The following is a 26,092-nucleotide window of genomic DNA, read 5'->3' as shown; positions in this document are numbered from 1 at the left end:
GATGATGCGCAAGCTCCTCATCGCGAACCGCGGCGAGATCGCTTGCCGAATAATGCGCACGGCGAAAAGATTGGGCGTCACATCGGTCGCCGTCTACTCCGAAGCTGATGCGCATGCGCTGCATGTCGAACTTGCCGATGAAGCCTATCTTCTCGGACCCGCGCCGGCGCGCGACAGCTATCTGTCGATCGGGAAGATCATCGAGGTCGCCCGACGTAGCGGGGCGGACGCCATACATCCGGGCTACGGATTCCTGGCCGAGAATGCGGACTTCGCCGAAGCCTGTTCGGCGAACGGTCTGATCTTCGTCGGGCCTCCGCCCCACGCCATGCGGCTACTTGGCTCCAAGAGCGAGGCCAAGGCTGCGATGATGCGTGCAGGGGTGCCTGTGGCGCCGGGGGCATCAGGCGGCGACGACGCTGAATTGTTCGAAGCGGCGCGCGCCATCGGTCTTCCATTGCTCGTGAAGGCGTCCGCCGGCGGCGGCGGAAGGGGCATGCGCATCGTGCGCGCGCCTGAGGAGTTGTCCGCCGCGATCGAAAGCGCGCGGCGCGAAGCGGGCGCCGCCTTCGGGGATGACACGCTGTTCATCGAGAAATATTTCTCCGGCTATAAGCACGTCGAAATCCAGATTTTCGCGGACTCTCACGGCAACGTCGTTTCTTTCCTTGAGCGCGACTGTTCGATGCAGCGCCGCCATCAAAAAATTATTGAAGAGACGCCCGCGCCCGGTCTGACGCCCTCGTTACGCGCGCAGATGAGCGACGCGGCGATCCGCGCCTCCCGAGCCGCTGGCTACACCGGCGCAGGCACGGTCGAATTTCTCGTCGGAGAAGACCACTTCTATTTTCTCGAGATGAACACGCGGCTTCAGGTCGAACATCCTGTCACCGAGATGGTCTCGAAGCAGGATCTCGTCGAATGGCAGTTGCGCGTCGCCTGTGGCGCGCCGCTTCCCTTGACGCAGAGCGAGCTGAGGATGAGCGGCTGCGCAATTGAAGCGCGGATCTGCGCGGAAGATCCCGCGCGCGGGTTCATGCCTTCGGTTGGGGAAATCGCCCACTTCCGCGCGCCGCGGCAAGCGCCTTTCTTGCGCATCGACTCAGGCGTGCGCGCCGGGGATCGCGTCACGCCCTATTATGATTCGCTGTTGGCGAAACTCATCGTCTTCGGCGAAAATCGCGAGCAGGCGTTGCGTCGCCTGCAGGCGGGGCTAGAAGAGGTCGAAATCGTTGGCGTCGCCACAAATCTCGATCTGCTGCGGGCGATCTCGAAGAGCGACGGGATGGCGGCCGGCGATTACGACACGGAATATGTCGGGAGCAATATCGCTATGCTGACGTGCGCCGCGGCTCCGAGCACGGATTCGGACCGCGTCCTTCTTGCGGCGGCGGCAGCGGTTTTGCTGGCCGACTCTCGGCGCTCCGCGCTTGAAGCGAGTAGATCGCTGGGCGACGATTGGTCGCCCTGGGCCGGAACGGACGCGTGGCGGCTCTATGAGTGCGCCGATCATGAGCTCAGGGTGACGCAGGCGGGCCGGACGCTTGTTGCACAAATCATGCGTCCGCAGGACGGCGGCTTCCTGCTGAACTTTGGCGACGCGGTCACGGAAGTTGGCGTTCAAACTGTCGCAGGTCGCCTCTCGTTGCTTGTGGATGGAGTGAAGCACGAAGTCTCAACAGTCGCGTTGGATAATGGCCTTGTCGTCATTCTGCGCGGGAAGAACTATGTGATCCACTGGGCGAAAGCGGCAACCTCCTCGCAAAGCGAAGGACCATCTGACGAACGCGTGCTGGCCCCGATGCCGGCGACCGTCACGCGAGTTGCGGTGAAATCGGGCGACGCCGTCAGCAAAGGCGAGACTCTCGTCGTTCTGGAGGCGATGAAAATGGAGATCGCGATGGCCGCGCCGCACGATGGCGTCGTCAAAAGCGTGGCGTGCGAAGCGGGCGACATGGCGATCGAAGGCGCCGAACTCGTCACGATCCTGCGAAAGGACGAGGAGTGAGCGTTCCGGCACATGTCAACATCGTGGAGGTCGGCCCACGCGACGGCCTGCAGAATGAGAAGGTGATGCTGTCGCCGCAGATCCGGGCCGAACTCATCCGCCGTCTTGCGGCCGCGGGGCTTTCGCGCATCGAAGCCGGAAGTTTCGTCTCCCCTACGGCCGTGCCGCAGATGGCGCATACGGATGAAACTCTTGCGCTTGCGCCAAGGCAAAATGTGCGGCTGAGCGTGCTGGTTCCAAACCTGCGCGGACTCGCGGCGGCGCTTTCCGCCGGGGCGGACGAGATCGCCGTGTTCGCTGCGGCGTCGGAGACGTTTTCAAAGCGCAATATCAATTGCTCGATCGAGGAAAGTCTCACGCGATACGCCAAAGTCGTCGCGGAAGCCCGGCGATACGGCGTCATGGCCCGCGGCTATATTTCCTGCGTCTTAGGCTGTCCTTACGAAGGAGATGTCGATAGCGGCCGAGTTGCGTCGGTAGCCGGCGCGCTCCTCGACATGGGCTGCTTCGAGGTCTCGCTCGGCGATACGATCGGCGTCGGCGCGCCGCTGCCCGCCCGCCGAATGGTCGAAAGAGTGGCGCGCGTCGCGCCGCTCGACAAAATCGCGGTGCATTTTCACGACACCTACGGACAGGCGCTCGCCAATATTTTCGCGTGCCTCGAAGTCGGCGTCAGCGTTGTCGACAGTTCGCTGGCCGGCCTTGGCGGGTGTCCTTTCGCGCCCGGCGCCGCCGGAAATGTCGCGACCGAGGACGTCGTCTATATGCTTGAGCGAATGGACGTCGAAACCGGCGTGTCGCTCGATCGACTCTTGGAGGCCGGAGCTTTCGCCTGCCGCGAGTTGAAGCGCGCGCCGGCGAGTCGCGTGGCGCAAGCCTATGCCGCCAGATGCGGCGATCCGACCGAAGCCCCTTGCGACGCTGACTTGCCAAAAAGCTTCGACGCGACAGATTAACGTCAACAATTGCGGTGAATGGCCGAATGTCGTCCTATTTCGAATTGAGCGCCGAGCAGCAAGCCATTCGTGAATTGGCGCGGGACTTCGGACGCGATCGCCTTGCGCCCTTTGCTCTCGATTGGGACCGCGAGCATGTCTTTCCGACAGACACGCTGCGTGAGGCCGCGGCGCTCGGCATGGCGGCGATCTTTGTGCGAGAGGCGTCCGGCGGCGCCGGGCTGACGCGCTTTGACGGCGTGCTGATCTTCGAGGCGCTCGCAATGGGTTGCCCCACGATCGCCGCCTATCTCTCGATTCACAATATGTGCGCGGCCCTGATCGACGCTTTCGGAACCGAACGCCAGATCAACGCATGGCTGCCAGGGCTCGCGACGATGGAGGTTCTCTCGAGCTACTGCCTGACGGAATCGGGCAGCGGTTCGGATGCTGCGGCGCTACGCACGCAGGCGCGGCGCAGCGGCGATCACTACGTCTTGAATGGCGCGAAACAGTTTATCTCGGGCGCCGGCGCGGGCGGCGCCGACCATCTCTATGTGGTCATGGCGCGTACCGGCGAGTCGGGGCCGCAAGGCATTTCGGCCTTCGTCGTCGAGGGCGGCGCGCCAGGCCTAAGTTTCGGCGCGCTCGAGCGAAAAATGGGATGGAACGCCCAGCCGACGCGGGCCGTCATCTTCGACGACTGCCGCGTGCCGGCCGATAATCTCATCGGACGCGAGGGCGACGGATTCAAGATCGCCATGGCCGCGCTCGACGGCGGGCGGCTCAACATCGCCGCCTGTTCGCTTGGCGGCGCCCAATCGGCCTTCGACCATAGTCTGCGCTACATGGCGAGCCGCAAGGCGTTCGGGCGCGCCCTCGACGAATTTCAGGCGCTGCAGTTCCGGCTCGCGGATATGGCGACGCAGCTTGAAGTCTCGCGCACATTCCTTTGGCGCGCGGCGGCGGCGCTTGACGTCAAGGCGCCAGACGCCACGACGCTATGCGCCATGGCCAAGCGCGTCGTGACCGACGCCGGCTTCACAGTCGCCAATGAGGCGCTGCAATTGCATGGCGGCTACGGATATCTTAGCGAATATGGCGTCGAGAAGATTGTTCGCGACCTTCGCGTCCATCAGATTCTGGAGGGAACGAATGAAATCATGCGCGTCATCATCGCACGCTCGCTACTGAAGTAAGCATATGGATCTCATCGCTTCGCGAGAGGGCCGTCTCGGACGCATCCTCCTCAACAGGCCACAGGCGCTCAACACGCTGACGCTGCCGATGGTGCGAGAGTTCCGGCGCGCGCTTGACGACTTCGGGGGCGACGCGAGCATTTGCGCCGTGCTCGTCACGGGCGCCGGCGATCGCGGTCTGTGCGCCGGCGGCGACGTGAGGATTCTCTACGAGCTGGAGCCCGCACAAAAGCGGCTGTTCGCCGATTTTTGGCGCGAGGAATATGAGCTGAACGCCCGCATCGCCTCCTTTCCCAAGCCCTATGTCGTGATCATGGATGGCGTCGTGATGGGCGGCGGCGTGGGCATATCTGCGCATGGCAACCGGCGAGTGGTCACGGAGCGAAGCCGCGTCGCGATGCCGGAGGTTGGCATCGGATTCTTTCCTGATGTGGGCGCGACCTGGCTTCTTTCGAGAGCGCGCGAAATCGGCGCCTATCTGGCGCTTTCGGCGACGTCGGTGGCGGCGGCGGACGCGATCGAGGCCGGTCTTGCGGATGTTCTAATTCATGCAGAGGACATTTCGCCGCTGATCGACGCGCTGGCGACGATAGGAGCCGCCGAAGACGTCGATGTTGCGTTGCGGCGCCTCGCCCGCCACCCAGGGAACGGCCGGCTCTCGCTGCACAGGCCGTTGCTCGCTGCAGCGACGGCGCATGATCAAGTGGACGACATTATCGCCGCCTTCGAGCGCGAAGGGTCTGAATTCTCTTTGCGCGCGGCGGAGGACATCAGCGCGAAGTCGCCGACGGCGTTGAAAGTGACGCGCGCATTGCTGCTGCGCGCCGCGGGAGCGCCTGACGTCGAGACGTGTCTGACGAATGAATTCGAGGCGGCGTGCCGCATGCTGGCGACCCACGATCTTTATGAAGGCATCCGCGCCGCGATCATCGACAAGGACCGGCGCCCGAAATGGTCCCCGGACCGGCTCGACGCGGTGAGCGACGAAACCGTCGAAGACATTCTCGCCGGGGACGACACGCCGCTGCCGGCGTTCAAAAGTTGGGATTCAACCCCATATTCCGCTTGGAGGGGTTAGCTCGCCAGCCGATGAGGAGATTGTCATGAGCGCTGCCGCACCGGTCGCCATCGTAGGCGCCGCGCGCACCCCGATCGGCGCGTTTCTGGGAGAATTGAAGGACGTCTCCGCGCCGCAGCTCGGCGCGTACGCCATCGAGGCGGCCGTGACCCGCGCCGGCCTGGCGCCGAACGACATCGATGAAGTCGTCATGGGCTGCGTGCTTTCGGCAGGCATTGGCCAGGCCCCGGCGCGGCAGGCGGCGCTCGGCGCCGGGTTGCCGGAGACGACGGGCGCCGTCACCATCAACAAAATGTGCGGCTCTGGAATGAAGGCGGTGATGCTCGCGAGCGACCAGCTCGCTGTTGGAGGCGCGCGGATCGCGGTCGCCGGCGGCATGGAGAGCATGAGCAACGCGCCTTATCTGCTCGATCGCGCGCGCACCGGTTATCGAATGGGACACCGCAAGGTCCTCGATCACATGTTTCTGGATGGGCTGGAGGACGCCTACGAAAAGGGTCGGCTGATGGGCTCCTTCGCGGAGGATTGCGCGACGGAGTATCAATTTACCCGCGAGATGCAGGACCAATATGCGTCGACGTCGCTAGCGCGCGCCCAACGCGCGACGAGCGACGACTCTTTTGCGCAGGAGATCGCGCCCATAACGCTGGGAAAAGGCGCCAACGCGCGCGCCATCGCCAGCGACGAGCTGCCCGGCAACGCCAAGGCGCAGGATATCGCCCGCCTGAAACCCGCCTTCAGGGAGGACGGCACGATCACCGCCGCCAACGCCAGCGCGATATCGGACGGCGCGGCGGCGCTCGCCCTGATGCGCGTCGACGAGGCCGAGCGCGCCGGCGCGACGCCGCTCGCCATCATTCGCGATTACGTCACCGTCGCGGGCGCGCCGAGCCGCTTTTCCGTCATGCCGATCGAAGCGATCCGTAAACTCCTGGACCGGGTGGGCTGGGCGGCGCGCGACGTCGACCTCTTTGAGATCAATGAGGCGTTCGCCGTCGTCGCCATGGCGGCGATGCGCGAACTCGACTTGCCGCATGAGAAGGTGAATGTCCATGGCGGCGCCTGCGCCCTTGGCCATCCGATCGGCGCGTCGGGCGCACGGATCATCGTCACGCTTCTCGCCGCTCTGGAGGCTAAAGGCCTAAAAAGGGGCGTGGCGGCGCTCTGCATCGGCGGCGGAGAAGCTACCGCGATGGCGATCGAACGGTTGGGCTAGCCCCAGCGCCTCAGCTGCATGATCTTGCGCAGCCGGTCGGTCGAAAGTTCCATCGCGGCGTCGATAGGAGAAGCGCTCTCGGCGCGCGACCGCTCCAGCGTGAGCCGCGTGTTCCGGCCGATTTTCTCCTCTATCGCCGCGAAGGCCGCCGCTTCGCCGCCGCCGCTGTATTCAATGCTCGCGCAGATCACGCCGCCGGCGTTGGCGATGAAATCCGGCACGCTGACGATTCCTCGCGCGAACATCATGCGTTCCGCCTCGGCGGTGGCGGGAATGTTCGCGCCCTGCACCACCAATTTACAGTCGAGCATGTCGACATTGTCCGCGCGCAGCACGTCCGGGCGTGCGGCCGGAATGAAGATCTCGCAAGGCAAGGCGATGAGCGACTCAGGGTCGACGGCGCGCGCGCGCTCCAGGTCGCCAACGCTCTTGCCCTGGCGCTTCAGCGCGGTGAGCGCCTCGATATCGAGCCCATCCTCGTCAGCCACCGCGCCGCGGCTGTCGGACACGCCGACCATTCGCGCGCCTTTGCTGGCCAGAAACCGCGCAGCGTGTATGCCCACGGCGCCAAACCCCTGCACGACGATGCGCGCGCCGCGTAGCGAAACATCGGCGAAGGGCGCGGCTGCGCACGCGGCGATCATGACGCCAAAACCCGTGGCTCCGATTTCATCGAGAGGAATGCCGCCAATCTCAGCCGGGAGACCGACCGAGCGGCCGATTTCGTCATGCACCCAGGCCATCGCCGTCTCGTCCGTGCCCATGTCGGGTCCGGGAATATAGTCGACGAGCTGCTCAATGGATTTGGCGAACACGCGAATGAGCCGTTCTTTGTCGGCCTGCGCCATATCGGGATCGCCGAAAATCACGGATTTTGCGCCGCCGTGCGGCAATCCGCAGGCCGCGTTCTTCAAAGTCATCGCCCGGGCGAGTCGGAAGCACTCCGTGACGCTGACGTCCGGCGCCATACGGGTGCCGCCGATGGCGGGACCTGCGGCGACATTGTCGATGACGACGACGGCGCGTAGTTTGACCGAGGGCGACCAGATATGGACGATCTTCGCGGGGCCAAATTCGTCTCGAAAGGAGAAGGGATCGATTTCCGATTTGGCGGGCATGATCGGTAAATTGGACAGCCGGCTATACAGTCAAGCCCGTAGCTGGGCCCATTTTCCTGCGCTGCGGCGCCGGGAAATCGCCAAAAAAAATGTCGCAGAGCCGTGACCTCGCGTATCGCCGCGCTAATTCGCTCATCAGGAGCGGGGCGATGGGAAACATTGAGATGGGCTTCGATCTCCACATGGATCTTGTTCAGCTGTTGTCGCCCGGCGGCGAGATCAGCAAGGCGGCGAGCAAGTCGGCGAAGGACATCGAACGACTGCTCCGATTCTATCGCGCGATGACGCGAACCAGAATCTTCGACAACAAGGCGATCAGTCTTCAACGCACCGGTCAGTTGGGCACGTTCGCGTCGGCGCTCGGCCAGGAAGCGATCGGCGTCGGGGCGGCCGCGGCGATGGACGAACGCGACGTGCTCGTGCCGTCGTATCGAGATCACGCCGCGCAATTCTATCGCGGCATGGCGATGTCCGAATGTCTGCTCTATTGGGGCGGCGACGAGCGCGGCAGCGACTTCAAAAATGCGCGCGGCGACTTTCCAAACTGCGTCCCCGTCGCCACGCAGGCCCCGCAGGCGGTCGGCGCGGCATACGCGTTGATGGCACGGACGGAGGATCGCGTCGTCGTCACGTTCATCGGCGACGGCGGCACCTCCAATGGCGCTTTTTACGAAGCGTTAAACATGGCGGGAGTCTGGAAGACGCCTGTTGTTTTTATCATCTGCAATAACGGCTGGGCGATATCGACGCCGCGCGAACTTGAGAGCGCCGCGGAAACTCTCGCGCAAAAGGCCGTCGCCGCCGGCATGGAGGGGCGCCAGGTCGACGGCAATGACGTCATTGCGGTCCATGAAGTGGTGCGTCGGGCGATCGACAAGGCGCGATCGGGCGGCGGACCGACGCTGATCGAAGCGCTCACCTATCGGCTCGGCGATCACACCACCGCCGACGACGCATCGCGCTATCGCGATCCCGAAATCGTGCGCGCGCAGTGGACGCGCGAACCGATCGCTCGGCTGCGCGCTTACCTTGTGAGCGAAGGCGCCTGGTCGAAAGAGCAAGAGGCGGAGCTGCACAAGGCGTGTGCGGAAGAGGTCGATCGCGAGGTTGCAGCCTATTTGCACGCCTCGCCGCTGAACTCCGACGCCATGTTCGAACATCTCTACGCAAAGCTCCCGGATACCCTGCAGTGGCAGCGCGAGGAAGCGCGACGATTTGCCCAGCGCAGCGCAAATGGCGACGGAAACGGTCATGTCTGAAATCACTCTTGTCGAAGCGGTCAATCTCGCGCTCGCGCGCGCAATGGGCGAAGACAAGGACGTCCTCCTGCTTGGCGAGGACATCGGCGTCAATGGCGGCGTATTTCGCGCCACGAACGGCCTGCAGGCGCGCTTCGGGCGCGAGCGCGTCATCGACACGCCCTTGGCGGAAGGCGGCATCGCCGGCGTTGCGGTCGGCATGGCGGCGATGGGGCTGAAGCCGGTCGCCGAAATCCAGTTTTCCGGTTTCATCTATCCGGCCATCGACCAGATCATCAATCACGCGTCTCGCATGCGCAATCGCACGCGCGGGCGGCTGACCTGTCCAATGGTGCTGCGCTCGCCTTGCGGCGCCGGCATTCATGCGCCCGAGCATCATTCCGAAAGTCCGGAGGCGATGTTCGCGCACATGCCGGGCCTTCGCGTCGTCGCGCCCTCATCCCCCGCCCGAGCCTACGGGCTGCTTCTGGCGTCTGTGCGCGATCCCGATCCGGTGATCTTCCTCGAGCCCACGCGCCTCTATCGTCTCTTCCGCCAAGAGGTCGAAGACGACGGCGTGGAGTTGCCGCTCGACGCCTGCTTCATCCTGCGCGAAGGCGCCGACGCGACGGTCGTCACCTGGGGCGCGATGGTGCCCGAAACGCTCGCCGCCGCCGAAAATCTCGAAGAAGAGGGCGTGATGATCGAAGTGATCGACGTCGCCACTCTGAAGCCTCTCGATGTGGAAACGATTCTGCGTTCCGTTGAAAAGACCGGACGCTGCGTCATTGTTCACGAGGCGCCGCGCACGGCGGGCTTCGGCGCCGAGGTCGCCGCGGAAATCGCTGAGCGTGCGCTTTACTATCTGCTCGCCCCGATCAAGCGGGTCACCGGCTATGACGTGGTCGTGCCGCTCGCGAAGCTGGAGAAGCAATATATTCCAAGCGTGGATCGCATCGTCGACGGCGTTCGGCAAGTGATGGAGGCGTCATGAACATCTTTCGTCTTCCCGATCTCGGAGAGGGGTTGCAGGAGGCCGAACTCGTCGAATGGCGCGTCGCCGCCGGCGAGGACGTTAAAGTCGATCAGCCGCTCGTGGCGGTTGAAACCGCCAAGGCCGTCGTCGAAATCCCATCGCCGCAGGGAGGCCGCATCGAGCGGCTGTTCGCCTCCGCCGGAGACGTGATCCGCATCGGCGCGCCGCTGGTGGGTTTCGAGGGCGCGGGAGAAGACACAGGGTCAGTGGTCGGCGCCGTTCAGCAGGGGTCCGGGGTCGTCCGCGACCAGCCGATCTCAGTCGGCCATGTCGGCGGCGCGGTGCGGGCGACGCCTGCCGTAAGAGCGCTGGCGCGCAAGCTGAACGTCGATCTCGCCATGGTGACGCCCTCCGGCGCGGACGGATTGATTACCACGCAGGATATCGAACGCGTCGCGCGCATTCTGAGCGAGACGGAAGCCGCCGAGCCGCTGCGGGGGGTGCGCCGCGCCATGGCCCATAATATGGCGCAGGCGCAGGCGGAGGTGGCGGCGGCCACGATCGTCGACGACGCCGATATTCACGCGTGGGCGTCAGGAACCGACACGACCATCCGCCTGATCCGCGCTCTTGCCCAGGCCTGCAAGGCGGAGCCTGCGCTCAACGCCTGGTTCGAGCCTCACGCCTTCGCGCGTCGGGTGATGAAGAAGATCGATCTTGGCGTCGCGGTGGATCTGTCGGAAGAGGGCCTGTTCGTGCCTGTTCTGCGGGATGTCGGCAATCGCGACGCTCAGGATTTACGCAAGGGCCTCGACCGCCTGCGGCAGGACGCGGCGGCGCGGCGAATCCCGCCCGAGGAGCTGCGCGGCGCGACCATCACGCTTTCAAACTTTGGCATGATCGCCGGGCGCTACGCCGCGCCGATCGTGCTGCCGCCCACGGTCGCGATCCTCGGCGCCGGCCGGATCAGAGACGAGGTTGTCGCTGTCGATGGCGCGCCAGCGGTGCATCGGATTTTGCCTCTGAGCCTGACTTTCGATCACCGCGTCGTCACCGGCGGCGAAGCAGGCCGCTTCCTGGGCGCCGTGATCGCCGATTTGACGCTCGCGGCCTAAATCTATTCCGCGTCCGGCTGCGCCTCTGGACGCGCTTCGATAAAGGCGGGGTGCGCAGCGCAAGCCGCCTCTACGGCAAGGATGCGCGGGCAGGCCTCGAGTGAAACGTCGAAGCGTCGCGCGTTATAGACCTGCGGAATGAGACATATGTCGGCAAGCGACGGCTCGGCGCCAAAGGCGAAGGGGCCAGGCGCGATGAGCGCCTCGACCGCTGTCAAACCCTCTGCGATCCATCGCCTGCGCCAAGCGGCAATCTGATCGTCCCTTGCGCCGAATTCCCCTTGCAGCGCCTCTATCACCCGCAGATTGGCGAGCGGATGAATCTCGCAGGCGATCGTCAACGCCGCAGCCCGCGCCTGCGCCGCCAGGACGGGGTCTCTCGGCAAGAGCGGCGGCTCAGGCTTCAGCGCGTCGAGATAGTCGATGATCGCCAGCGATTGGGTAATGAGTCGACCATCATCAAGTTGAAGGGTCGGCACGATGCCCAGCGGGCTTTTGGCGCGATAGCCGGGATCACGCTGTTCCCCGCGCAGGAGATGTACGGGCCGCCGTTCGACAAACAGATTTTTGAGCGCAATGGCGATCCGCACGCGATAGGCGGCCGACGAGCGATAATAGTCGTAAAGGATCATGGGCCTTTAACCGGATCGGGAACGCAATATCTAAATATCAGGTCAGCCAAAGCTGTATATAGGCCCGCTCATGAACTCGACGCTTGGCGGCGCGGCAACGCCCGCCGAAAACCCGATGGGAACAGACGGATTCGAATTTGTCGAATTCGCTCACCCCGATCCCGCGCAACTCGCCTCGCTGTTCGAGAAGATGGGCTTCGTCGCCGTCGCGCGTCACCGCTCCAAGGACGTGACGCTCTATCGGCAGGGGGAAGTGAATTATGTGCTGAACGCGGAGCCTCACAGCTTCGCCGCCGAATTCCAGAAAGCGCACGGCCCTTCGGTGTGCTGCATCGGCTTCCGCGTCGTCGACGCCGCAAAAGCGATGCGCCGCGCGGTTTCGTTGGGCGCAAAGCCTGTCGCCTTCGGCGTCGGCCCGATGGAGCTGAACATTCCCGCTATCGAAGGCGTTGGAGGTTCGCTCATCTATCTCGTCGACCGTTATGGCGATCAGGGTTCGATCTGGGACATCGACTTTCGATGGATCGGAGAGCGCGATCCTAATCCCCCTGGCGTGGGGCTGACCAATATCGACCATCTTACTCACAATGTTCGGCGCGGCCGCATGGACGCGCTCGCGGCATGGTATGAGCGCATCTTCAATTTTCGTGAGATTCGCTACTTCGACATCGAGGGCAAGATGACGGGCCTGCGCTCTCGCGCCATGACGAGCCCCTGCGGCAAGATTCGCATCCCGATCAATGAAAGCGCCGACGAGAAAAGCCAGATCGAGGAATTCTTAGACGCATACAGGGGTGAAGGGATTCAGCACATCGCCTGCGCGTGCCACGATATTTACGAGACCGTCGTCGCGATGCGCAACAACGGGCTCGATTTCATGCCGGCGCCGCCGGACGCCTATTACGAAGCCCTTGAGCATAGGCTGCCGGGGCACGGGGAGCCGACCCAGCGTCTTAAGGAGCTCGGCATTCTGGTCGACGGCCTCACGACGGGCGCCCGACGTCTGTTGCTGCAGATTTTCTCGAAGACGGTTATTGGACCCATCTTCTTCGAATTCATTCAGCGCAAGGGCGATGAAGGTTTTGGCGAGGGAAATTTCCGGGCGCTATTTGAATCGATCGAAGAGGATCAGATCCGCCGCGGCGTTTTGAACCGGGCGGCAGGTTAGGCATGTCCTCCACGCGCTATTTGCATGGCTTCGGCAATGAGTTCGAGAGCGAAGCTCTGCCCGGCGCGTTGCCGATGGGGCAGAACTCGCCGCAGCGGTGCCCTTACGGGCTTTACGCCGAACAATTGTCTGGCTCCGCATTCACCGCGCCGAGCCATCTCAACAAACGCTCCTGGCTCTACAGGATACGACCCTCCGTCCTTCACCTCCGCAACCCCAAGGACATCGAGCAGAGCCACTGGAAAACCGCGCCCTGCCGCGATGTTGACGCGCCGCTCGGGCAGCTGCGCTGGGGGGCGAGTGACGTCCCAGAAGACGCAGGCTCCTTCATCGAAGGAATGCGCACCATCGTGACGGCGGGCGATTGCAGCCTGAGAGTCGGCATGGCGGCGCATCTCTATCTCGCCGGGCGGTCGATGCACGACGACTATTTCTACGACGCCGACGGCGAGTTGCTGATCGTCCCGCAGTTCGGCGAGCTGCGCATCTTCACCGAGTTCGGCTTCATCGAATGCGCTCCCGGCGAGATATGCGTCATTCCGCGCGGCGTGAAATTTCGGGTTGAGCTGTCGGCCGGCCCGTCTCGCGGCTATGTCTGTGAAAACTACGGCGCGCCGTTTACATTGCCCTATCGCGGCGTGATCGGCGCGAATGGACTCGCCAATCCGCGCGACTTCTTTTCGCCGACCGCCGCGTTCGAAGACAAGGAAACGCCGTGCCGTCTCCGCGTCAAATGGGGCGGCCGCTTCTATCGCTGTGACCTCGATCATTCGCCGCTTGACGTCGTTGCCTGGCATGGGAATTACGCGCCCTATAAATATGATCTGCGAAAATTCTGTCCGGTCGGCGCCGTGCTGTTCGATCATCCCGATCCATCAATATTTACGGTGCTGACCTCTCCTTCAGACGAAAGCGGCGTGGGCAACGTCGATTTCGCGATTTTCCCGCCCCGTTGGCAAGTCGCGGAACATACGTTCCGGCCTCCCTGGTATCACTTGAACATTATGAGCGAGTTCATGGGTCTGATTTACGGACGCTACGACGCGAAGCCGTCCGGCTTCGAGCCCGGCGGCATGTCGCTGCACAATGCGATGCTGCCGCACGGCCCGGACGCCGAAGCTTTCGAGCAGGCCTCTGAGGCCGATCTTGGCCCAGTGAAGATCGACGACGCTCTCGCCTTTATGTTCGAGTCTCGACTGCCGCTCTATCCGACCTCTTTCGCCATGTCGCTTGAAACCCTTCATCAAGACTATGCGGAGTGCTGGTCGGATTTGCGCCGCAACTTCACCGGCAATGGACCGTGAAGCTCGCATCCCTGAAGAGCCGACGGGACGGCGCTCTCATCCTCGTTTCGCGGGATCTCACGCGGGCTGTTGCGGCGGGCTTCGTCGCGCCCACTCTGCAATCGGCGATCGAAGATTGGGACGCCGTGGCGCCGGAGCTGCGGGCGCTGGCGGCGCGGCTCGAATGCGGACTTCGAGAGAGCTTTCCCTTTCGCGAGCAGGATTGCGCGTCGCCGCTGCCGCGCGCCTATCAGTGGGCGGACGGCTCGGCATATGTCAATCATGTCGCGCTCGTTCGCAAGTCGCGCGGCGCCGAGATGCCGGAGAGTTTTTGGAGCGATCCGCTGATGTATCAGGGAGGCTCCGACGTCTTCCTTGGCCCGCGTGACGATATTCCCCTGCTCGACGAAAAGCACGATCTCGATTTGGAAGCCGAAGTTGCGGTCGTCACCGACGATGTGCCGATGGGCGTGACGCCGGAGGAGGCGCGCGATCACATCAGGCTCGTCATGCTGGTCAATGACGTGACCTTGCGCGGGCTGGTCCCTCCGGAGCTTTCGAAAGGCTTTGGTTTTTTTCAGTCAAAGCCGGCGTCCGCCTTTTCTCCGGTCGCCGTGACGCCTGACGAACTTGGCGACGCTTGGGACGGCGAGCGGCTGTCGCTGCCGCTGCTGTCCTTCGTCAATGGCGCGCCGCTCGGCCGGCCGGACGCCGGAAAGGATATGACCTTCGACTTTCCGCGTCTCATCGCGCATGCCGCGCGCACGCGCGCGCTTAGCGCCGGAACGATCATCGGCTCCGGCACCGTTTCCAACCGGGACGCCGATGGCGGGCCAGGCAGACCGATTGCGCAGGGCGGAGACGGCTACTCCTGCATCGCCGAGCAGCGCGTGGTGGAGAAGCTTATCGAAGGCGCGCCGCGCACGCCGTTCCTGAAGGATGGAGATGTGGTGCGCATTGAGATGCGCGCCGCCGATGGGCGCTCGATCTTCGGCGCCATCGAGCAACAGGTGGCCAACTCAGGGCCGCAGCCCTAAGCGCTGCGCTTGGCGCGGAAGTAATGGAAATCGCCGCGCGAAATGATGCGGTCTGCTGGCGCGAGCTCATGCGCCGCAAAGTCAGAAGCGTCGCGCAGGCGATCATAGATCGGATCAAAATCCTGATAACCGTCGGCGAGAAGCTTCTCGAAGCTTTCGATGACAAAATATGTCTGCTGGAAATCGCTGATGATGTAATTCGTTCGCATGACGCGTTCGAGGTTGAAGGCGACGCGGTTTGGCGACGAGTCTTCGAGCGAAAAGATCGTCTCGGAAGGCGAGGACATGATTCCGGCCCCGAAAATGCGCAGTCCTTTCGGCGTCTCGATAAGGCCGAACTCGATCGTGTACCAGTAGAGTCGCGCGAGATTGTGGAGCTGCCCGCGCGCGAGCGCCCGTCGGCCGCCCTTGCCATAGGCTTCGAGAAAGCGCGCATACGTCGGATTGGCAAGGAGCGGCACATGCCCGAAGACGTCATGGAAGACGTCGGGCTCCTGCAGATATTCGAGCTCCGACTCCGGGCGAATGAATGCCCCGGCGGGAAAACGCCGATTGGCGAGATGATCGAAGAAGGCGTCGTCAGGAATCAGCCCGGCCACCGGGACGACGCTCCAGCCGGTCATCGCCCCCAGTCGGCGGGTCAGATCCGCGAACTCCGGAATGCCGGAGCGCGACAGTTCGAGCTTTTGCTTCGCCTCCAAGAATTCGTCGCAGGCCCGTCCGGGCAAGAGCTTCGCCTGGCGGGCGAACAGCCTGTTCCAGCGATCGTGCTCCTCGTCGCTGTACGAGGCCCAATTTTGATCTATCGTCCAGTCCGCCTGTCGCGGCGCCTGCGCGTATCGATTCTTGCTTTCGCTGGCGAGTTGCAGTCCCATCGCGGGTGTCCGTTGTCTCTCTCCAACATATAGGCGCGCGATCCCGTCTTGCGAGATGACATCGGCCGGACGCGCCTTAGATGAGCGAACATGGAAGAACTTTCGCATTTTATCGGCGGACGCCGGGTTAAGGGAAAGTCCGGCCGTTTCAGTGAGGCCTATGAGCCGATGACGGGCGCGGCGATCTCGCGTGTGCCGCTCGCCAGCCGCGACGAGGTGCGTGAGGCGATCGCCAACTCAGCCGCGGCGCAGCGAGAATGGGCGGCGGTCAATCCGCAGCGCAGAGCCCGCGTGCTGATGAAATTCGTCGATCTCGTCGGACGCGAGAAGGAGAGGCTTGCGGCGATTCTCGCGCGCGAGCACGGCAAGACGCTCGCCGATGCGCAGGGCGAGATCCAGCGCGGCGTCGAGGTCGCCGAATTTTGCATCGGCGTTCCGCATCTGATGAAGGGCGAATTTACCGATTCCGCGGCGGCCGGCCTCGACGTCTATTCGATGCGCCAGCCGCTCGGCGTCGTCGCCGGCATTACGCCTTTCAATTTCCCGCTGATGATTCCGATGTGGAAATTCGCCCCGGCGATCGCCTGCGGCAATGCCTTCATTCTGAAGCCCTCCGAACGCGATCCTGGCGCGCCCTTGTTTCTGGCGGAACTGATGCTCGAAGCCGGTCTGCCGCCGGGCGTGCTCAATGTCGTCAACGGCGACAAGGAAGCGGTCGACGCGCTCCTTGAAGACCCTGACGTCAAGGCCATCGGCTTCGTCGGTTCGACGCCGGTCGCCGAATATGTCTATGCGCAGGGCGCCGCCCACGGAAAACGCATGCAGTGTTTCGGCGGCGCGAAAAACCACATGGTGATCATGCCCGACGCCGACATGGATCAGGCCGTCGACGCCTTGATCGGCGCCGCCTATGGATCCGGCGGCGAGCGGTGCATGGCGATTTCTGTCGCCGTGCCGGTCGGGGAAGAAACCGCCAACGCGCTGGTCGCCCGGCTCGAACCTCGGGTCGAAAATCTGCGCGTCGGGCCCTCGACCGATCCTTCAGCGGATTTCGGCCCGCTGGTCACGCGCGCGCATCTGGAGCGGGTCAAGGATTACGTCGCGCTCGGCGTCCAAGAGGGCGCGAGATTACGCGTCGACGGACGCGGCTTCAAAATGCAAGGCTATGAGAACGGCTTCTACATGGGCGGATGTCTGTTCGACGAGGTGCGCCCGGAGATGCGGATCTACAAGGAGGAAATCTTCGGCCCGGTGCTCTGCGTGGTGCGCGCGCGCAGCTTCGATGAGGCGCTGTCGCTGGCCAATGATCACGAATATGGCAATGGCGTCGCGATCTATACACGCGACGGCGACGCCGCGCGTGAATTCGCCTCCCGCGTCGAAGTCGGCATGGTCGGCGTCAATGTGCCGATCCCGACGCCGCTCGCCTATTACACCTTCGGCGGTTGGAAGCGCTCGATGTTCGGCGATCTCAATCAGCACGGGCCGGACGCCATCCGCTTCTATACAAAGACGAAGACGGTCGCATCCCGCTGGCCGGGCGGCGTCAGGACCGGCGCGAGTTTCGTCATGCCGACCTTGTCATAGCCATGATGCGCGCGGCTTTCATCGGTCTGGGCAATATGGGCCGTCCGATGGCGGCGGCGCTGGCGCGCGCCGGGGTTGAGGCGCGAGGCTTCGATCTCAACGCATCGCTCGTCGAAGCCGCCGCTCGGGAGGGGGTCGTCGCGACGAATTCCCTGCGCGAGGCGATCGAGGGCGCTGACGTTGCGATCACCATGCTGCAAAGCGGCGCTCAGATGCTTGCCGTCTGGCGCGAAGTCGCGCCGCACGCGCGCGGCAAGCTTCTCATCGACTGCTCCACGATTGACGTCGAAAGCGCGCGCGCCGCGCATCGGCTCGCGCAGGAGGCCGGCGCGCGCTCGGTCGACGCGCCGGTGTCGGGCGGCGTCGCCGGCGCGAAAGCGGCGAGTCTGACCTTCATGTGCGGCGGCGAGCAGGAGGCGTTCGCGGCGGCGAAGCCGATCCTCGAACATATGGGCGCGCATGTGCTTCATTGCGGCGGCGCCGGCATGGGGCAGGCGGCGAAAATCTGCAACAATCTCATGCTCGGCGTCACGATGATCGCGACGGCCGAGGCTTTCGTGCTTGCGGAAAGACTCGGCCTCTCGCATCGGGCGCTATTCGACGCTGCGTCGATCTCCTCGGGCCAATCGTGGTCGCTCACCACCTATTGTCCCGTGCCGGAGATGACGCCCGCGTCGCCGGCGAACAATGACTACAAACCCGGCTTCATGACCGCCCTGATGCTGAAAGATTTGCGACTCGCGCAAGAAGCCGCCGCGCAGGTTGGCGCGGCCTCGCCGGTCGGGGCCGCCGCGACGCAGCTCTATGCGCTGCATCAGTCTGCTGGCCAGGGCGGCGCCGATTTTTCGAGCATCATCAGACTCATTCGCGGCGAATAAGGCGATTTCGAACAATCTTGATGTTGATACAAACACGACATAGCGTGCGGCGGCAGGCGCTTGCAACGATCAGCCGCACATTCTCTCCACGTCTTTATAGGAGGCGACACGTGTCGAATCATTTTACCGGCCTCAGTCTCGGTCCGCCGCTTGGCGATCAAAGGTTGGATCTCTGCGATCTCTACGCCTTCCAGTCTCCAAGCGATCCGACTCGGTCGGCGATCATCCTCAACGCCAATCCCGCTTGCGATGAATTTCATCCCGACGCCATCTACCGGCTCAACATCGATAATGACGGAGATTGCCTGACGGATATTGCGATCAGCTATGTGTTCTCGCCCAAGCAAAACGGCAGACAGACCTACGACGTTTATCTGGCGCGGGGCGCAGAGTCGCATTCTCCCGAACCCGTGGGCGAGAAGATCGTCTCCGGCGCGGAAGTCTCCTTCGGACCCAAGCCGAACATCGTGCGAGCAGGCGATTTCACCTTCTTCACAGGCGTTCGCAGTGACGCGTTCTTTTTCGATTACGACGGCATTCTGGCCTTGTACGACACGTCCGGCGGCAGAAATTTCACTGCGCCGCATCTGGGCGGCAAGTCTCCCTGGACGGGAAAGGATTCAAACACCGAAGCCAATGTGCTTTCGACGGTCGTTGAAATGCCGACAAGCGCTCTTGGCGGCAATCCGGCGGTCAGAATCTGGGGACGGTGCAGCGTGCGCGAGGACGGCAAGCTTATTCATGCCGATCGCGCCGGCCATCCGTCGGTCAGCAGCTTCTTCAATACCGACGAAACAAAGGAAGAATATAACGCCAGCGAACCCGTCAACGACCGCGCGCGCTGGCTCGAGCTGTTCATTCATCTGATGGGCCATACCGGCGACTACACGAGGGACGACGCGATTACGGCGATCGACGAGCACGGCATTCTGCCCGACATGCTGAGCTTCGATCCCACCAAGCCCGCGGGCTATCCCAATGGCCGCACCTTCGCCGACGATGTCATCAATTTCCGGTTGTCCTTTCTCTCGAAGGGCGACATCCCGCCGGATGGGCTGGAGCCGCATACCGACACTTTGAAAGAGTTCCCCTATCTCGGAACGCCGCACGCAAAGTAAATCGCAGGCGCAAAAAAGGGCGCGCCGGCGGCGCGCCCGTTTTCGTCCGTTGCGTCGTCAAAGATTACCGGTGCGCGCGAGTTTTCTTCGGCTTGGCGGCCGGCGCGGGCGGCGGCGGCGGCGGGGTCACCGGCATATATTGCAGGCTGACATTGCCGATGCCGGCGGAAACATTGAGGCCGGTGCCAAGGGAAACGGACACGGGCTGCAGGGAGATGGTCTTGTTCGAGCCGCCCACAAGGACCGCGCCGCCGGCGCCGGCGCCGACTGCGACCGACCCTTCCGCGCCGACATAGTCTCCGGCCAGCGCGCCAGGCGCCACGCTGTTGGTGGCCGCGAGAACCGTCCAAATCATCTGACCCGGACCGCTGATGCCGATATTGGCGCCGACGTTGGTCAGTCTGCCGATGTAATGCTGGGGCGGGCTGCCTTTGGCGTCCGTGTAGACGCAGTCGAGCGCCTGATTCTCCATGATAATCATGCCGACGCCGCCGGAGACATGGCAGAGAAGGGTGCCGACCTGCACCGACTGGGCCATGGCGGCGCTGGACGACAGCGCGATGAAAGACATCGCGCACATCGCGCGGCCGAGCGAGGAATGAGACATTATTGAACTCCAATTGATGGGTGCGGAACTTAGCCGCGCGCCGGGACTTTATGGCGAAAAATACAAAAAGTAACCCCGCCGCGAAGCCCTTGAGCCGTCGCAAGAATATTTGCCACAGCCGAGCCGAACGGGACGCGGCGTCGCGCCGGAGCGATCAGAGGCGCGCCACGGCCCTGCTTGCTTTCAATTGCCCTGGGCCTACGTTTTTACCGAGAGGCGGCCGCTGCCAGCGGTAGCCTACACGGAACGGCTCGCGACCTCGGATGTAAAGGCGCGAGCCGTTTTCTTTGAAGCGTCTTCCGCTTAGCGCACAGGCGTTCCCGCAGGCGCAATATTCAGCCGCGGGTCGTCTTTCGGATCGTAATAGTCGATCTGCCAAGGACCGGTTGCGTTGATCTGGAGCACTGAGTCCTCGTCGACGAAAACATAATGCAGCACGCCGGCAGGCATTGAAATGAAGCTTCCCGCTGGGAGTCTTTCGACCGTCGCGCGGTCGGCCGCCTGCCCTCGACCGAAACTGAATGCGCCGGAGATGATCGTGACGAGTTCGGCCTTGGAATGCGTGTGTGGCGGCACCCGGTAGCCTTTCGGCGCTCTGATCCTGGCGACGAAGTCGCCTTCTTTGGTCGGGTCTCCGTACAGCACCGCCATTTCGGCGCCGCCTGGCAGCGAACTCGGCGCCGCCTCCCATTTCATGTTCTGCGGAAGAAATACGCGATGCGCTTCGACTGCGCCGCCCTGGGCCGCTCCGCCGCAGGCGAGGACGCCAGCGACGACGATCGCTATTGTTGTTTTCATAAGTCCCTCCCACCGCCGCGGTCTGTCTTCCCGCACGACTCCAAGTCGCGTCGGCCCGCAGCGCCTTCAGGGCGAGAGATATAGGGCGAGAGCGACTGCGCTCATCCCTTCGTGGCCGGAAAAAGCGTAGAATCGAAAAGGCGTCGCGTTGGCGCCGGGAGGGGCTAACCCCACCAGAAGATCGTCGCGACGATGACGTAAAGACCGACCAGCGCGGCCCCGTCGACCATGTCCGCTCGGCCGTCGACGGTGACCACTGTGACGACCAATACTGAAAGAAACAGCGCCGCCGCGAGGATCGGCGGAATGGCGAGCGTGAACGGCGCCGCGCCGCCCATCGCAAAGCTGACGAGCACGAGAATCGGAATCAGCGCCACGGCGACCTGAAGCGCCGAGTTCAAAATAACGCTGACCGCGAGGTCGGCCTTGCCCTGAGCCGCGAGCCGAACGCCCACGACATTTTCGACGGCGTTGCCGGCGATGGCGACGATGACGAGCCCGGAAAAGGCCTCGCTGATGCCCAGGATTTCAATCGCTGGACCGAGCGCCTCGACGAACCAGTCCGAGACGAAGGCGGCGGCGCCGCCACAGGCGGCGAGAACGGCGATCGCGGCGCCGAGCGACCATGCATGCTGGCGCGCATGCGCTTCAGCCGGCAGCGCACGCTGCCCCTGACTGAGCATCGCCTGGGTGAGCACAACGAAAACGAAAAGAAGCACAATCGCGCAGACGACGGCGAGCTCCTGCTCATGGGCGCCGCTCGGCAGGTGCAACTCCTGCGCGAGCGTCGGCAGCACCAACGCCGACACCGCCAGCAGAAGCAGCGTCGCGATCATCCGCGGCGTCTGACTTTCGAAGTGAAGAACGCCGCGCCTCCAGCCGCCGGCGATAAAAGCGAGGCCCAGGACGAGAAGCGCGTTCGACAGAATGGAGCCGATCAGCGACGCCTGCACGACGGTCAGCAGCCCGGCCCTGAGCGCGAAGATGCAGACGAACAATTCGGGAAGATTGCCGACCGCCGACTGAACAATGCCCGTCGCGGCCGGCGAGAGGTGATTGCCAAGCTGATCGGTGGCTTCGCCAATCACATGCGCGACGCTCGCCAGGGCCAAAGCCGAGGCGATGAAATTGACGATGGGCCCGGCTTCGGTGAAATGCAGCGCTGCGGCGACTCCCACAAGTCCGGCTGCTGGCGCCATCGTCGCGAGGACTTTCCCGTAGCCGGCTGCGATCATTTGCTTTCCTTTATTTGGCGACGCGCGCCACAGTCGGTCCACGCTTGGCGCGGGCGCCAAACGTGAACGGCGATCCAGATCAATCTAAGAGTTGCGCAGAGCGGTCAATCCGTCTTTCTCGGCCCTCGACCAAGACGCTTCTCCAAATCGACGATGCGTCTTGTGGTCTGCAAAACCGTGTCGGGATTGAGGCTGATCGAATCGATTCCCAAGCGCACGAGAAACTCGGCGATCTCTGGGTAATCCGAGGGCGCCTGGCCGCAAATGCCGCTGTGCCGCCCGTTGCGCTTGGCCCCTTCGACCGCCAAACGAATGATCTCCTTCACGCCCTCGTCGCGTTCGTCGAAGTCGAAGGCGACGATTTCGGAGTCGCGATCGACGCCGAGCGTCAGTTGCGTCAGATCGTTCGAGCCGATCGAAAAACCGTCGAAATTTTTGGAGAATTGATCGATAAGCATGACGTTGTTTGGAATTTCGCACATCACGTAGATCTCGAGCCCGTTCTTGCCGCGTTCGAGACCGAGTTCGCGCATCAGCGAGATGACCTTCTCCGCTTCTTCGATCCGGCGGCAGAAGGGAATCATCAGCGTGATGTTCGTCAGACCCATCTCGTCGCGCACGCGGGTCATTGCGGCGCATTCGAGCGCGAAACCTTCCCGGTAAGCAGGGTGGGCATAGCGCGATGCGCCGCGAAAGCCAATCATCGGATTGGCTTCCTGCATTTCGAAAACCTCGCCGCCGAGCAATGAGGCATATTCATTGCTCTTGAAGTCGGACATGCGCACGACGACAGGCTTTGGATAAAACGCCGCGGCGATCGTGCCGACGCCTTCCGACAGGCGCTTCACGAAAAATTCGCTGGGGCTTGCATAATTTGCGGTCAGTCTCGCAATTTCGGCGCGTTCGCGCTCTCCGAGCCGCTCCGGGTGAACGAGCGCCATGGGGTGCGCCTTGATCGAGTCCGCAATAATGAACTCCATGCGCGCAAGGCCGACGCCGTCGTTCGGCAGCGCCGCAAGGCCGAAGGCGATATCGGGATTGCCGACGTTCATCATCACATGCGTGGCGGGCTTCGTCAGAGTCGACAGATCGACGCGCTCCACCTCGAAGGCGATGGGCCCTTCGTAGACCTTTCCGGCGTCGCCCTCGGCGCAACTCACCGAGATCATGTCGCCGGTGCGAATGAGTCGCGTCGCGGCGTCCGTGCCGACGATTGCCGGAATGCCAAGTTCGCGCGCGACGATCGCCGCATGGCACGTGCGGCCGCCGCGGTTCGTCACTATGGCGGCGGCCGATTTCATCACCGTGCCCCAGTCCGGCGACGTCGTATCGGCGACGAGGATCTCGCCCGGAACGAATGTTGAAAGCTCGCTGGCGTGCTCGATCACGCGCGCCTTGCCGCTGGCGATCTTTGCGCCGACGGCGCGCCCTTCAACTTTCACCGCGCCGTGCTTCGTCACCTTATAGATTTCAGCGATGTTCCGGTCGCGGCGCGACGCGACGGTTTCGGGGCGGGCCTGAACGATGTAGAGCTGGCCGTCGAGACCATCCTTGGCCCATTCGATGTCCATGGGGCGGCGCGCGCCGGCTTTGGCGCTATAATGGTCCTCGATCTCGATCGCCTGGCCGGCGAGCGTCAGCGCCTCTTCGTCGGAGATGCAGAATTTCTCGCATTCCTTGGCGTCGGTGGGGATGTTGCGCGTCGTCGCCCGGCCCCGATCCGAAAAGACCATCCTGATTTTTTTTGCGCCCAGCGCGCGCTTCAAAATAGCGCGCTTGCCCTGCCGATAGGTGGGCTTGAAGACGTAAAATTCGTCGGGGTCGACCGCGCCCTGCACGACGTTTTCGCCAAGGCCATAGGCGCCGGTGAGGAAGACAACGTCCTCGAATCCGCTTTCGGTGTCGATCGTGAAGATGACGCCGGACGCCGCCAAATCCGAGCGCACCATTTTCATCACGCCGACGGAGTTGAACACTTTGAAGTGATCGAATCCGTTGTCGATGCGATAGCGGATGGCGCGGTCGGTGAACAGGCTCGCAAAGCAATGACGGATAGCGTCGAGAACGGCGGCGGGGCCGCGCACATTGAGATAAGTGTCATGTTGTCCGGCGAAGCTCGCGCTCGGCAAATCTTCCGCCGTCGCCGACGAGCGCACCGCGACCGTCAAATCGGCTCCATATTCGTCGGTGAGGCGGGCTAGGGCGGTGCGGATTTCGGCCTCGACGACCGGGGGCGTCTGCGCGCCATAAACGATGTCGCGGGCGCGCGCGGCGCGCTTGGCGAGATCATCGACGTCAGACGGGTCCAATCCCTCGAGCGCCTCTTTTAGCGTGGTCCAGACGCCCGCTGCATCGAGCGTATAGCGATAGGCTTCGGCGGTGACGGCGAAGCCATTGGGCACCTGGATGCCCTTGGCCGTCAGCTCCCGGTACATTTCGCCAAGCGAGGCGTTCTTGCCGCCTACCAGCGGCACGTCGGCGATGTTCACCTCATTGAAAAAACGAATAAATCGCCCGGAAGCCGAGTGCGCCGGCGTTGACTCTTTGGAAATGGGGGAGTCGGCCATTCTATTCATGACGAGCTCTTTTGGTAAGGGTGCGTGCGTGAGGTCCCTGGGCTATTGCGCCAAAATTATTACAGCTGCGCGGTGATATTGAGCCCTACACAGAATTTGTGTGAACAAGGCACGTTTTCAGTCGCATCGGCGCGCTTAGTAGCTTAAGCATTGGCCCTTGGAGGCCGATCTGTCCTAGGAAAACGCTTACCCCGCAGGTTATGGTTAAAACTTGACTTAATGGTCGAGATTTGGCCGGATTCTTGTCCATAATAGGAATCTGATTGGACGGCTGGCCAACCCAGTTCGTGCGATGGCGGGAGGCGCAAATGGATTCGCTGGATCTGGATCAGGTGATGGACGAAATCATCCCGAGAGGGGACAACAGGCCGCTGGCGCCGCCGGCGCCGAACTATCCTGTCCGTCAGCGGCCGCGCGCCACTGACGACGCTACGGCGGCGCTGGACCTCGTGTCCCAGGCCGCCGCGGCGATCAAGGAGCTCGAAAAGCAGTCCGCTCAAGCGGTGGCGCGCGCGCATAGCGCCGCTAATGCGGTGAGAGAGAAGCTAGAGCGCGCCGAAGACCGAGGCGATCGCGCCGAAGCTGCGCTGCGCAAATCGGAGTCGGAAGCCGCCGAACTCTCCGCGGCCCTCATCCAGACGCGAAAAGATCTCGAGGGGGTGCAGTCGCAGCTTGCGGCGAGGCAGGCCGAACTGGCGGCTATGGAGCAGCGGGCCATCGCGGCGGAGAAGCGCGCCAGTGAGTCCGACGCCTCCGTTCAAAGGATCGTCGATGCGATTCGGACGCAGCTGCCGGTCAAAGTCGCCGAACAAGCCAAGCCTGCGGCCTAGAGTCCAGAACTTGGCGCCCGAGGGTCGTGATCGGCGTCGGCCGATCCGCCCCGCCTGAGAATTGACCAGTGTGCGCGCCAACCGGCGCGAGAGGCTCCGCGCCTTTGGCGCAACCGCCAGCGCGTCGGCCCGGCGCGCTCAGGCGCAGCGCCCGCGGCGCCATCCCCCCGCACTTTTACTATCTCGGGCGACTTCATCGCAGCGTCTGGCAGGGCGCGATAAAGAAAGCCGCAAGGCTCGACCACACCACGCCGGCGCTCGACAGCAAGATCAGCAGCAACGTCGCGCGCATCTGAAATTCCGCTGACAGGGCGGCGTCGCCGTCGCTCTCGACCGCATCGCGACGCCAGCGGCGCGCCGCGCGCGCGATGAAAACAAGAAGCGCAAGGGCCGCGCCGCCCGCCACGATCACAGTCGCCCGTATGATTTGCGGCTCGCTGGACCATCCGAGCGCGCACATCAGCGTGTGTCCGCCATAGACAAAAAGAAAATGCAGGCTCCAGACGATGGGACCGGCGAGCAGAGAGGCGATGATCGTCGTCAGCGACCAGCGAGGATGCTCCGCCTTGCCTGCACGCGACATCG

General features: G+C 63.4%; 23 protein-coding genes. 15 read left to right on the top strand and 8 right to left on the bottom strand.

Features of this window, described 5'->3' with window-relative positions:
- The first annotated feature begins 1 nt into the window (after window position 1).
- Genes EHO51_RS11190 through EHO51_RS11170 form a run of 5 tightly spaced genes read left to right on the top strand, consistent with a single transcriptional unit; the run spans window position 2 to window position 6,436 of the window.
- Window positions 2-2,008, top strand: a complete 2,007-nt coding sequence (locus EHO51_RS11190; protein ID WP_124738970.1) for an acetyl/propionyl/methylcrotonyl-CoA carboxylase subunit alpha — start codon at window positions 2-4, stop codon at window positions 2,006-2,008.
- Window positions 2,005-2,964 carry a hydroxymethylglutaryl-CoA lyase gene (locus EHO51_RS11185; protein ID WP_124738969.1) on the top strand — a complete coding sequence of 320 codons (960 nt, stop codon included), beginning with the start codon at window positions 2,005-2,007 and terminating at the stop codon, window positions 2,962-2,964. The genes EHO51_RS11190 and EHO51_RS11185 overlap by 4 nt, the downstream gene beginning before the upstream one ends.
- Before the next feature lie 26 nt (window positions 2,965-2,990).
- Window positions 2,991-4,142, top strand: a complete 1,152-nt coding sequence (locus tag EHO51_RS11180) for an acyl-CoA dehydrogenase family protein (RefSeq protein ID WP_124738968.1) — start codon at window positions 2,991-2,993, stop codon at window positions 4,140-4,142.
- A 4-nt stretch (window positions 4,143-4,146) separates the two neighbouring features.
- Window positions 4,147-5,220, top strand: coding sequence for a 3-hydroxyisobutyryl-CoA hydrolase (locus tag EHO51_RS11175; RefSeq protein ID WP_124738967.1), 1,074 nt, complete (start codon window positions 4,147-4,149; stop codon window positions 5,218-5,220).
- Between the two features lie 25 nt (window positions 5,221-5,245).
- Window positions 5,246-6,436, top strand: coding sequence for an acetyl-CoA C-acyltransferase (locus tag EHO51_RS11170; RefSeq protein WP_124738966.1), 1,191 nt, complete (start codon window positions 5,246-5,248; stop codon window positions 6,434-6,436).
- Here EHO51_RS11170 and EHO51_RS11165 read toward each other — a convergent pair.
- Complete coding sequence (locus EHO51_RS11165; protein WP_124738965.1) at window positions 6,433-7,554, bottom strand: Glu/Leu/Phe/Val family dehydrogenase; 1,122 nt, start codon at window positions 7,552-7,554, stop codon at window positions 6,433-6,435. The two genes, EHO51_RS11170 and EHO51_RS11165, sit on opposite strands and share 4 nt — an antisense overlap.
- A gap of 149 nt (window positions 7,555-7,703) precedes the next feature.
- Between EHO51_RS11165 and pdhA the strand changes: the two genes are divergently transcribed.
- Genes pdhA through EHO51_RS11150 form a run of 3 tightly spaced genes read left to right on the top strand, consistent with a single transcriptional unit; the run spans window position 7,704 to window position 10,883 of the window.
- A complete protein-coding gene (gene pdhA / locus EHO51_RS11160; RefSeq protein ID WP_124738964.1) occupies window positions 7,704-8,813 on the top strand; it encodes a pyruvate dehydrogenase (acetyl-transferring) E1 component subunit alpha in 1,110 nt (369 codons plus the stop codon).
- Window positions 8,806-9,786, top strand: a complete 981-nt coding sequence (locus EHO51_RS11155) for an alpha-ketoacid dehydrogenase subunit beta (RefSeq protein WP_124738963.1) — start codon at window positions 8,806-8,808, stop codon at window positions 9,784-9,786. Before pdhA ends, EHO51_RS11155 begins: the two co-directional genes overlap by 8 nt.
- Complete coding sequence (locus tag EHO51_RS11150; protein WP_124738962.1) at window positions 9,783-10,883, top strand: dihydrolipoamide acetyltransferase family protein; 1,101 nt, start codon at window positions 9,783-9,785, stop codon at window positions 10,881-10,883. The genes EHO51_RS11155 and EHO51_RS11150 overlap by 4 nt, the downstream gene beginning before the upstream one ends.
- 2 nt (window positions 10,884-10,885) lie before the next feature.
- On the opposite strand, the gene maiA is transcribed toward EHO51_RS11150, so the two are convergent.
- Window positions 10,886-11,515 (bottom strand): maleylacetoacetate isomerase, encoded by a 630-nt coding sequence (gene maiA / locus EHO51_RS11145; RefSeq protein WP_124738961.1) that lies wholly within the window; start codon window positions 11,513-11,515, stop codon window positions 10,886-10,888.
- 70 nt (window positions 11,516-11,585) lie between these two features.
- Between maiA and hppD the strand changes: the two genes are divergently transcribed.
- Genes hppD through EHO51_RS11130 form a run of 3 tightly spaced genes read left to right on the top strand, consistent with a single transcriptional unit; the run spans window position 11,586 to window position 15,003 of the window.
- Complete coding sequence (gene hppD, locus EHO51_RS11140) at window positions 11,586-12,683, top strand: 4-hydroxyphenylpyruvate dioxygenase (protein ID WP_124738960.1); 1,098 nt, start codon at window positions 11,586-11,588, stop codon at window positions 12,681-12,683.
- Between the two features lie 2 nt (window positions 12,684-12,685).
- Entirely contained in the window at window positions 12,686-13,987 is a 1,302-nt protein-coding gene (gene hmgA / locus EHO51_RS11135; protein ID WP_124738959.1) for a homogentisate 1,2-dioxygenase, read from the top strand.
- Complete coding sequence (locus EHO51_RS11130; RefSeq protein ID WP_124738958.1) at window positions 13,984-15,003, top strand: fumarylacetoacetate hydrolase family protein; 1,020 nt, start codon at window positions 13,984-13,986, stop codon at window positions 15,001-15,003. Before hmgA ends, EHO51_RS11130 begins: the two co-directional genes overlap by 4 nt.
- Here EHO51_RS11130 and phhA read toward each other — a convergent pair.
- Complete coding sequence (phhA, locus tag EHO51_RS11125; protein ID WP_124738957.1) at window positions 15,000-15,878, bottom strand: phenylalanine 4-monooxygenase; 879 nt, start codon at window positions 15,876-15,878, stop codon at window positions 15,000-15,002. The genes EHO51_RS11130 and phhA overlap by 4 nt on opposite strands.
- A 90-nt stretch (window positions 15,879-15,968) precedes the next feature.
- On the opposite strand from phhA, the gene EHO51_RS11120 reads away from it, so the two are divergent.
- From EHO51_RS11120 to EHO51_RS11110, 3 genes are all read left to right on the top strand, one after another.
- The gene (locus EHO51_RS11120) at window positions 15,969-17,465 is read left to right on the top strand and encodes a CoA-acylating methylmalonate-semialdehyde dehydrogenase (protein WP_124738956.1); all 1,497 of its coding nucleotides are present in this window, start codon (window positions 15,969-15,971) and stop codon (window positions 17,463-17,465) included.
- Between the two features lie 2 nt (window positions 17,466-17,467).
- Window positions 17,468-18,343 (top strand): 3-hydroxyisobutyrate dehydrogenase, encoded by an 876-nt coding sequence (gene mmsB / locus EHO51_RS11115; RefSeq protein WP_124738955.1) that lies wholly within the window; start codon window positions 17,468-17,470, stop codon window positions 18,341-18,343.
- A gap of 110 nt (window positions 18,344-18,453) precedes the next feature.
- On the top strand, window positions 18,454-19,461 hold the full coding sequence (locus EHO51_RS11110; RefSeq protein WP_124738954.1) for a DUF4331 family protein: 1,008 nt from the start codon (window positions 18,454-18,456) through the stop codon (window positions 19,459-19,461).
- Between the two features lie 64 nt (window positions 19,462-19,525).
- Here EHO51_RS11110 and EHO51_RS11105 read toward each other — a convergent pair whose 3' ends face one another.
- From EHO51_RS11105 to ppsA, 4 genes are all read right to left on the bottom strand, one after another.
- The gene (locus EHO51_RS11105; RefSeq protein ID WP_124738953.1) at window positions 19,526-20,068 is read right to left on the bottom strand and encodes a DUF992 domain-containing protein; all 543 of its coding nucleotides are present in this window, start codon (window positions 20,066-20,068) and stop codon (window positions 19,526-19,528) included.
- 303 nt (window positions 20,069-20,371) lie between these two features.
- Complete coding sequence (locus tag EHO51_RS11100) at window positions 20,372-20,866, bottom strand: cupin domain-containing protein (protein WP_124738952.1); 495 nt, start codon at window positions 20,864-20,866, stop codon at window positions 20,372-20,374.
- Window positions 20,867-21,030: 164 nt separating this feature from the next.
- On the bottom strand, window positions 21,031-22,101 hold the full coding sequence (locus EHO51_RS11095) for a calcium:proton antiporter (protein WP_124738951.1): 1,071 nt from the start codon (window positions 22,099-22,101) through the stop codon (window positions 21,031-21,033).
- 104 nt (window positions 22,102-22,205) lie between these two features.
- On the bottom strand, window positions 22,206-24,668 hold the full coding sequence (ppsA, locus tag EHO51_RS11090; RefSeq protein ID WP_124740123.1) for a phosphoenolpyruvate synthase: 2,463 nt from the start codon (window positions 24,666-24,668) through the stop codon (window positions 22,206-22,208).
- A 317-nt stretch (window positions 24,669-24,985) separates the two neighbouring features.
- Between ppsA and EHO51_RS11085 the strand changes: the two genes are divergently transcribed.
- On the top strand, window positions 24,986-25,507 hold the full coding sequence (locus EHO51_RS11085) for an ABC transporter permease (protein ID WP_124738950.1): 522 nt from the start codon (window positions 24,986-24,988) through the stop codon (window positions 25,505-25,507).
- 193 nt (window positions 25,508-25,700) lie between these two features.
- Here the strand turns inward: EHO51_RS11085 and EHO51_RS11080 are convergent, their stop codons facing one another.
- Window positions 25,701-26,090, bottom strand: a complete 390-nt coding sequence (locus tag EHO51_RS11080) for a hypothetical protein (protein ID WP_124738949.1) — start codon at window positions 26,088-26,090, stop codon at window positions 25,701-25,703.
- Window positions 26,091-26,092: the final 2 nt, after the last annotated feature.

The sequence above is a fragment of the Methylocystis rosea genome, assembly GCF_003855495.1.
GTDB classification, from domain to species: domain Bacteria; phylum Pseudomonadota; class Alphaproteobacteria; order Rhizobiales; family Beijerinckiaceae; genus Methylocystis; species Methylocystis rosea_A.
This window is presented reverse-complemented; position numbering and strand designations above follow the sequence as displayed.

Bases quoted from the DNA above. Each gene is read 5' to 3' on its own strand.
- EHO51_RS11155 (WP_124738963.1), top strand. From the start codon at position 8,806: ATGTCTGAAATCACTCTTGTCGAAGCGGTCAATCTCGCGCTCGCGCGC.
- EHO51_RS11080 (WP_124738949.1), bottom strand. From the start codon at position 26,090: ATGTCGCGTGCAGGCAAGGCGGAGCATCCTCGCTGGTCGCTGACGACG.
- mmsB (WP_124738955.1), top strand. From the start codon at position 17,468: ATGATGCGCGCGGCTTTCATCGGTCTGGGCAATATGGGCCGTCCGATG.
- EHO51_RS11095 (WP_124738951.1), bottom strand. From the start codon at position 22,101: ATGATCGCAGCCGGCTACGGGAAAGTCCTCGCGACGATGGCGCCAGCA.
- EHO51_RS11150 (WP_124738962.1), top strand. From the start codon at position 9,783: ATGAACATCTTTCGTCTTCCCGATCTCGGAGAGGGGTTGCAGGAGGCC.
- EHO51_RS11165 (WP_124738965.1), bottom strand. From the start codon at position 7,554: ATGCCCGCCAAATCGGAAATCGATCCCTTCTCCTTTCGAGACGAATTT.
- EHO51_RS11170 (WP_124738966.1), top strand. From the start codon at position 5,246: ATGAGCGCTGCCGCACCGGTCGCCATCGTAGGCGCCGCGCGCACCCCG.
- hmgA (WP_124738959.1), top strand. From the start codon at position 12,686: ATGTCCTCCACGCGCTATTTGCATGGCTTCGGCAATGAGTTCGAGAGC.
- EHO51_RS11100 (WP_124738952.1), bottom strand. From the start codon at position 20,866: ATGAAAACAACAATAGCGATCGTCGTCGCTGGCGTCCTCGCCTGCGGC.
- ppsA (WP_124740123.1), bottom strand. From the start codon at position 24,668: ATGGCCGACTCCCCCATTTCCAAAGAGTCAACGCCGGCGCACTCGGCT.
- maiA (WP_124738961.1), bottom strand. From the start codon at position 11,515: ATGATCCTTTACGACTATTATCGCTCGTCGGCCGCCTATCGCGTGCGG.
- EHO51_RS11085 (WP_124738950.1), top strand. From the start codon at position 24,986: ATGGATTCGCTGGATCTGGATCAGGTGATGGACGAAATCATCCCGAGA.
- EHO51_RS11105 (WP_124738953.1), bottom strand. From the start codon at position 20,068: ATGTCTCATTCCTCGCTCGGCCGCGCGATGTGCGCGATGTCTTTCATC.
- EHO51_RS11190 (WP_124738970.1), top strand. From the start codon at position 2: ATGATGCGCAAGCTCCTCATCGCGAACCGCGGCGAGATCGCTTGCCGA.
- EHO51_RS11120 (WP_124738956.1), top strand. From the start codon at position 15,969: ATGGAAGAACTTTCGCATTTTATCGGCGGACGCCGGGTTAAGGGAAAG.
- EHO51_RS11175 (WP_124738967.1), top strand. From the start codon at position 4,147: ATGGATCTCATCGCTTCGCGAGAGGGCCGTCTCGGACGCATCCTCCTC.
- hppD (WP_124738960.1), top strand. From the start codon at position 11,586: ATGAACTCGACGCTTGGCGGCGCGGCAACGCCCGCCGAAAACCCGATG.
- pdhA (WP_124738964.1), top strand. From the start codon at position 7,704: ATGGGAAACATTGAGATGGGCTTCGATCTCCACATGGATCTTGTTCAG.
- EHO51_RS11180 (WP_124738968.1), top strand. From the start codon at position 2,991: ATGTCGTCCTATTTCGAATTGAGCGCCGAGCAGCAAGCCATTCGTGAA.
- phhA (WP_124738957.1), bottom strand. From the start codon at position 15,878: ATGGGACTGCAACTCGCCAGCGAAAGCAAGAATCGATACGCGCAGGCG.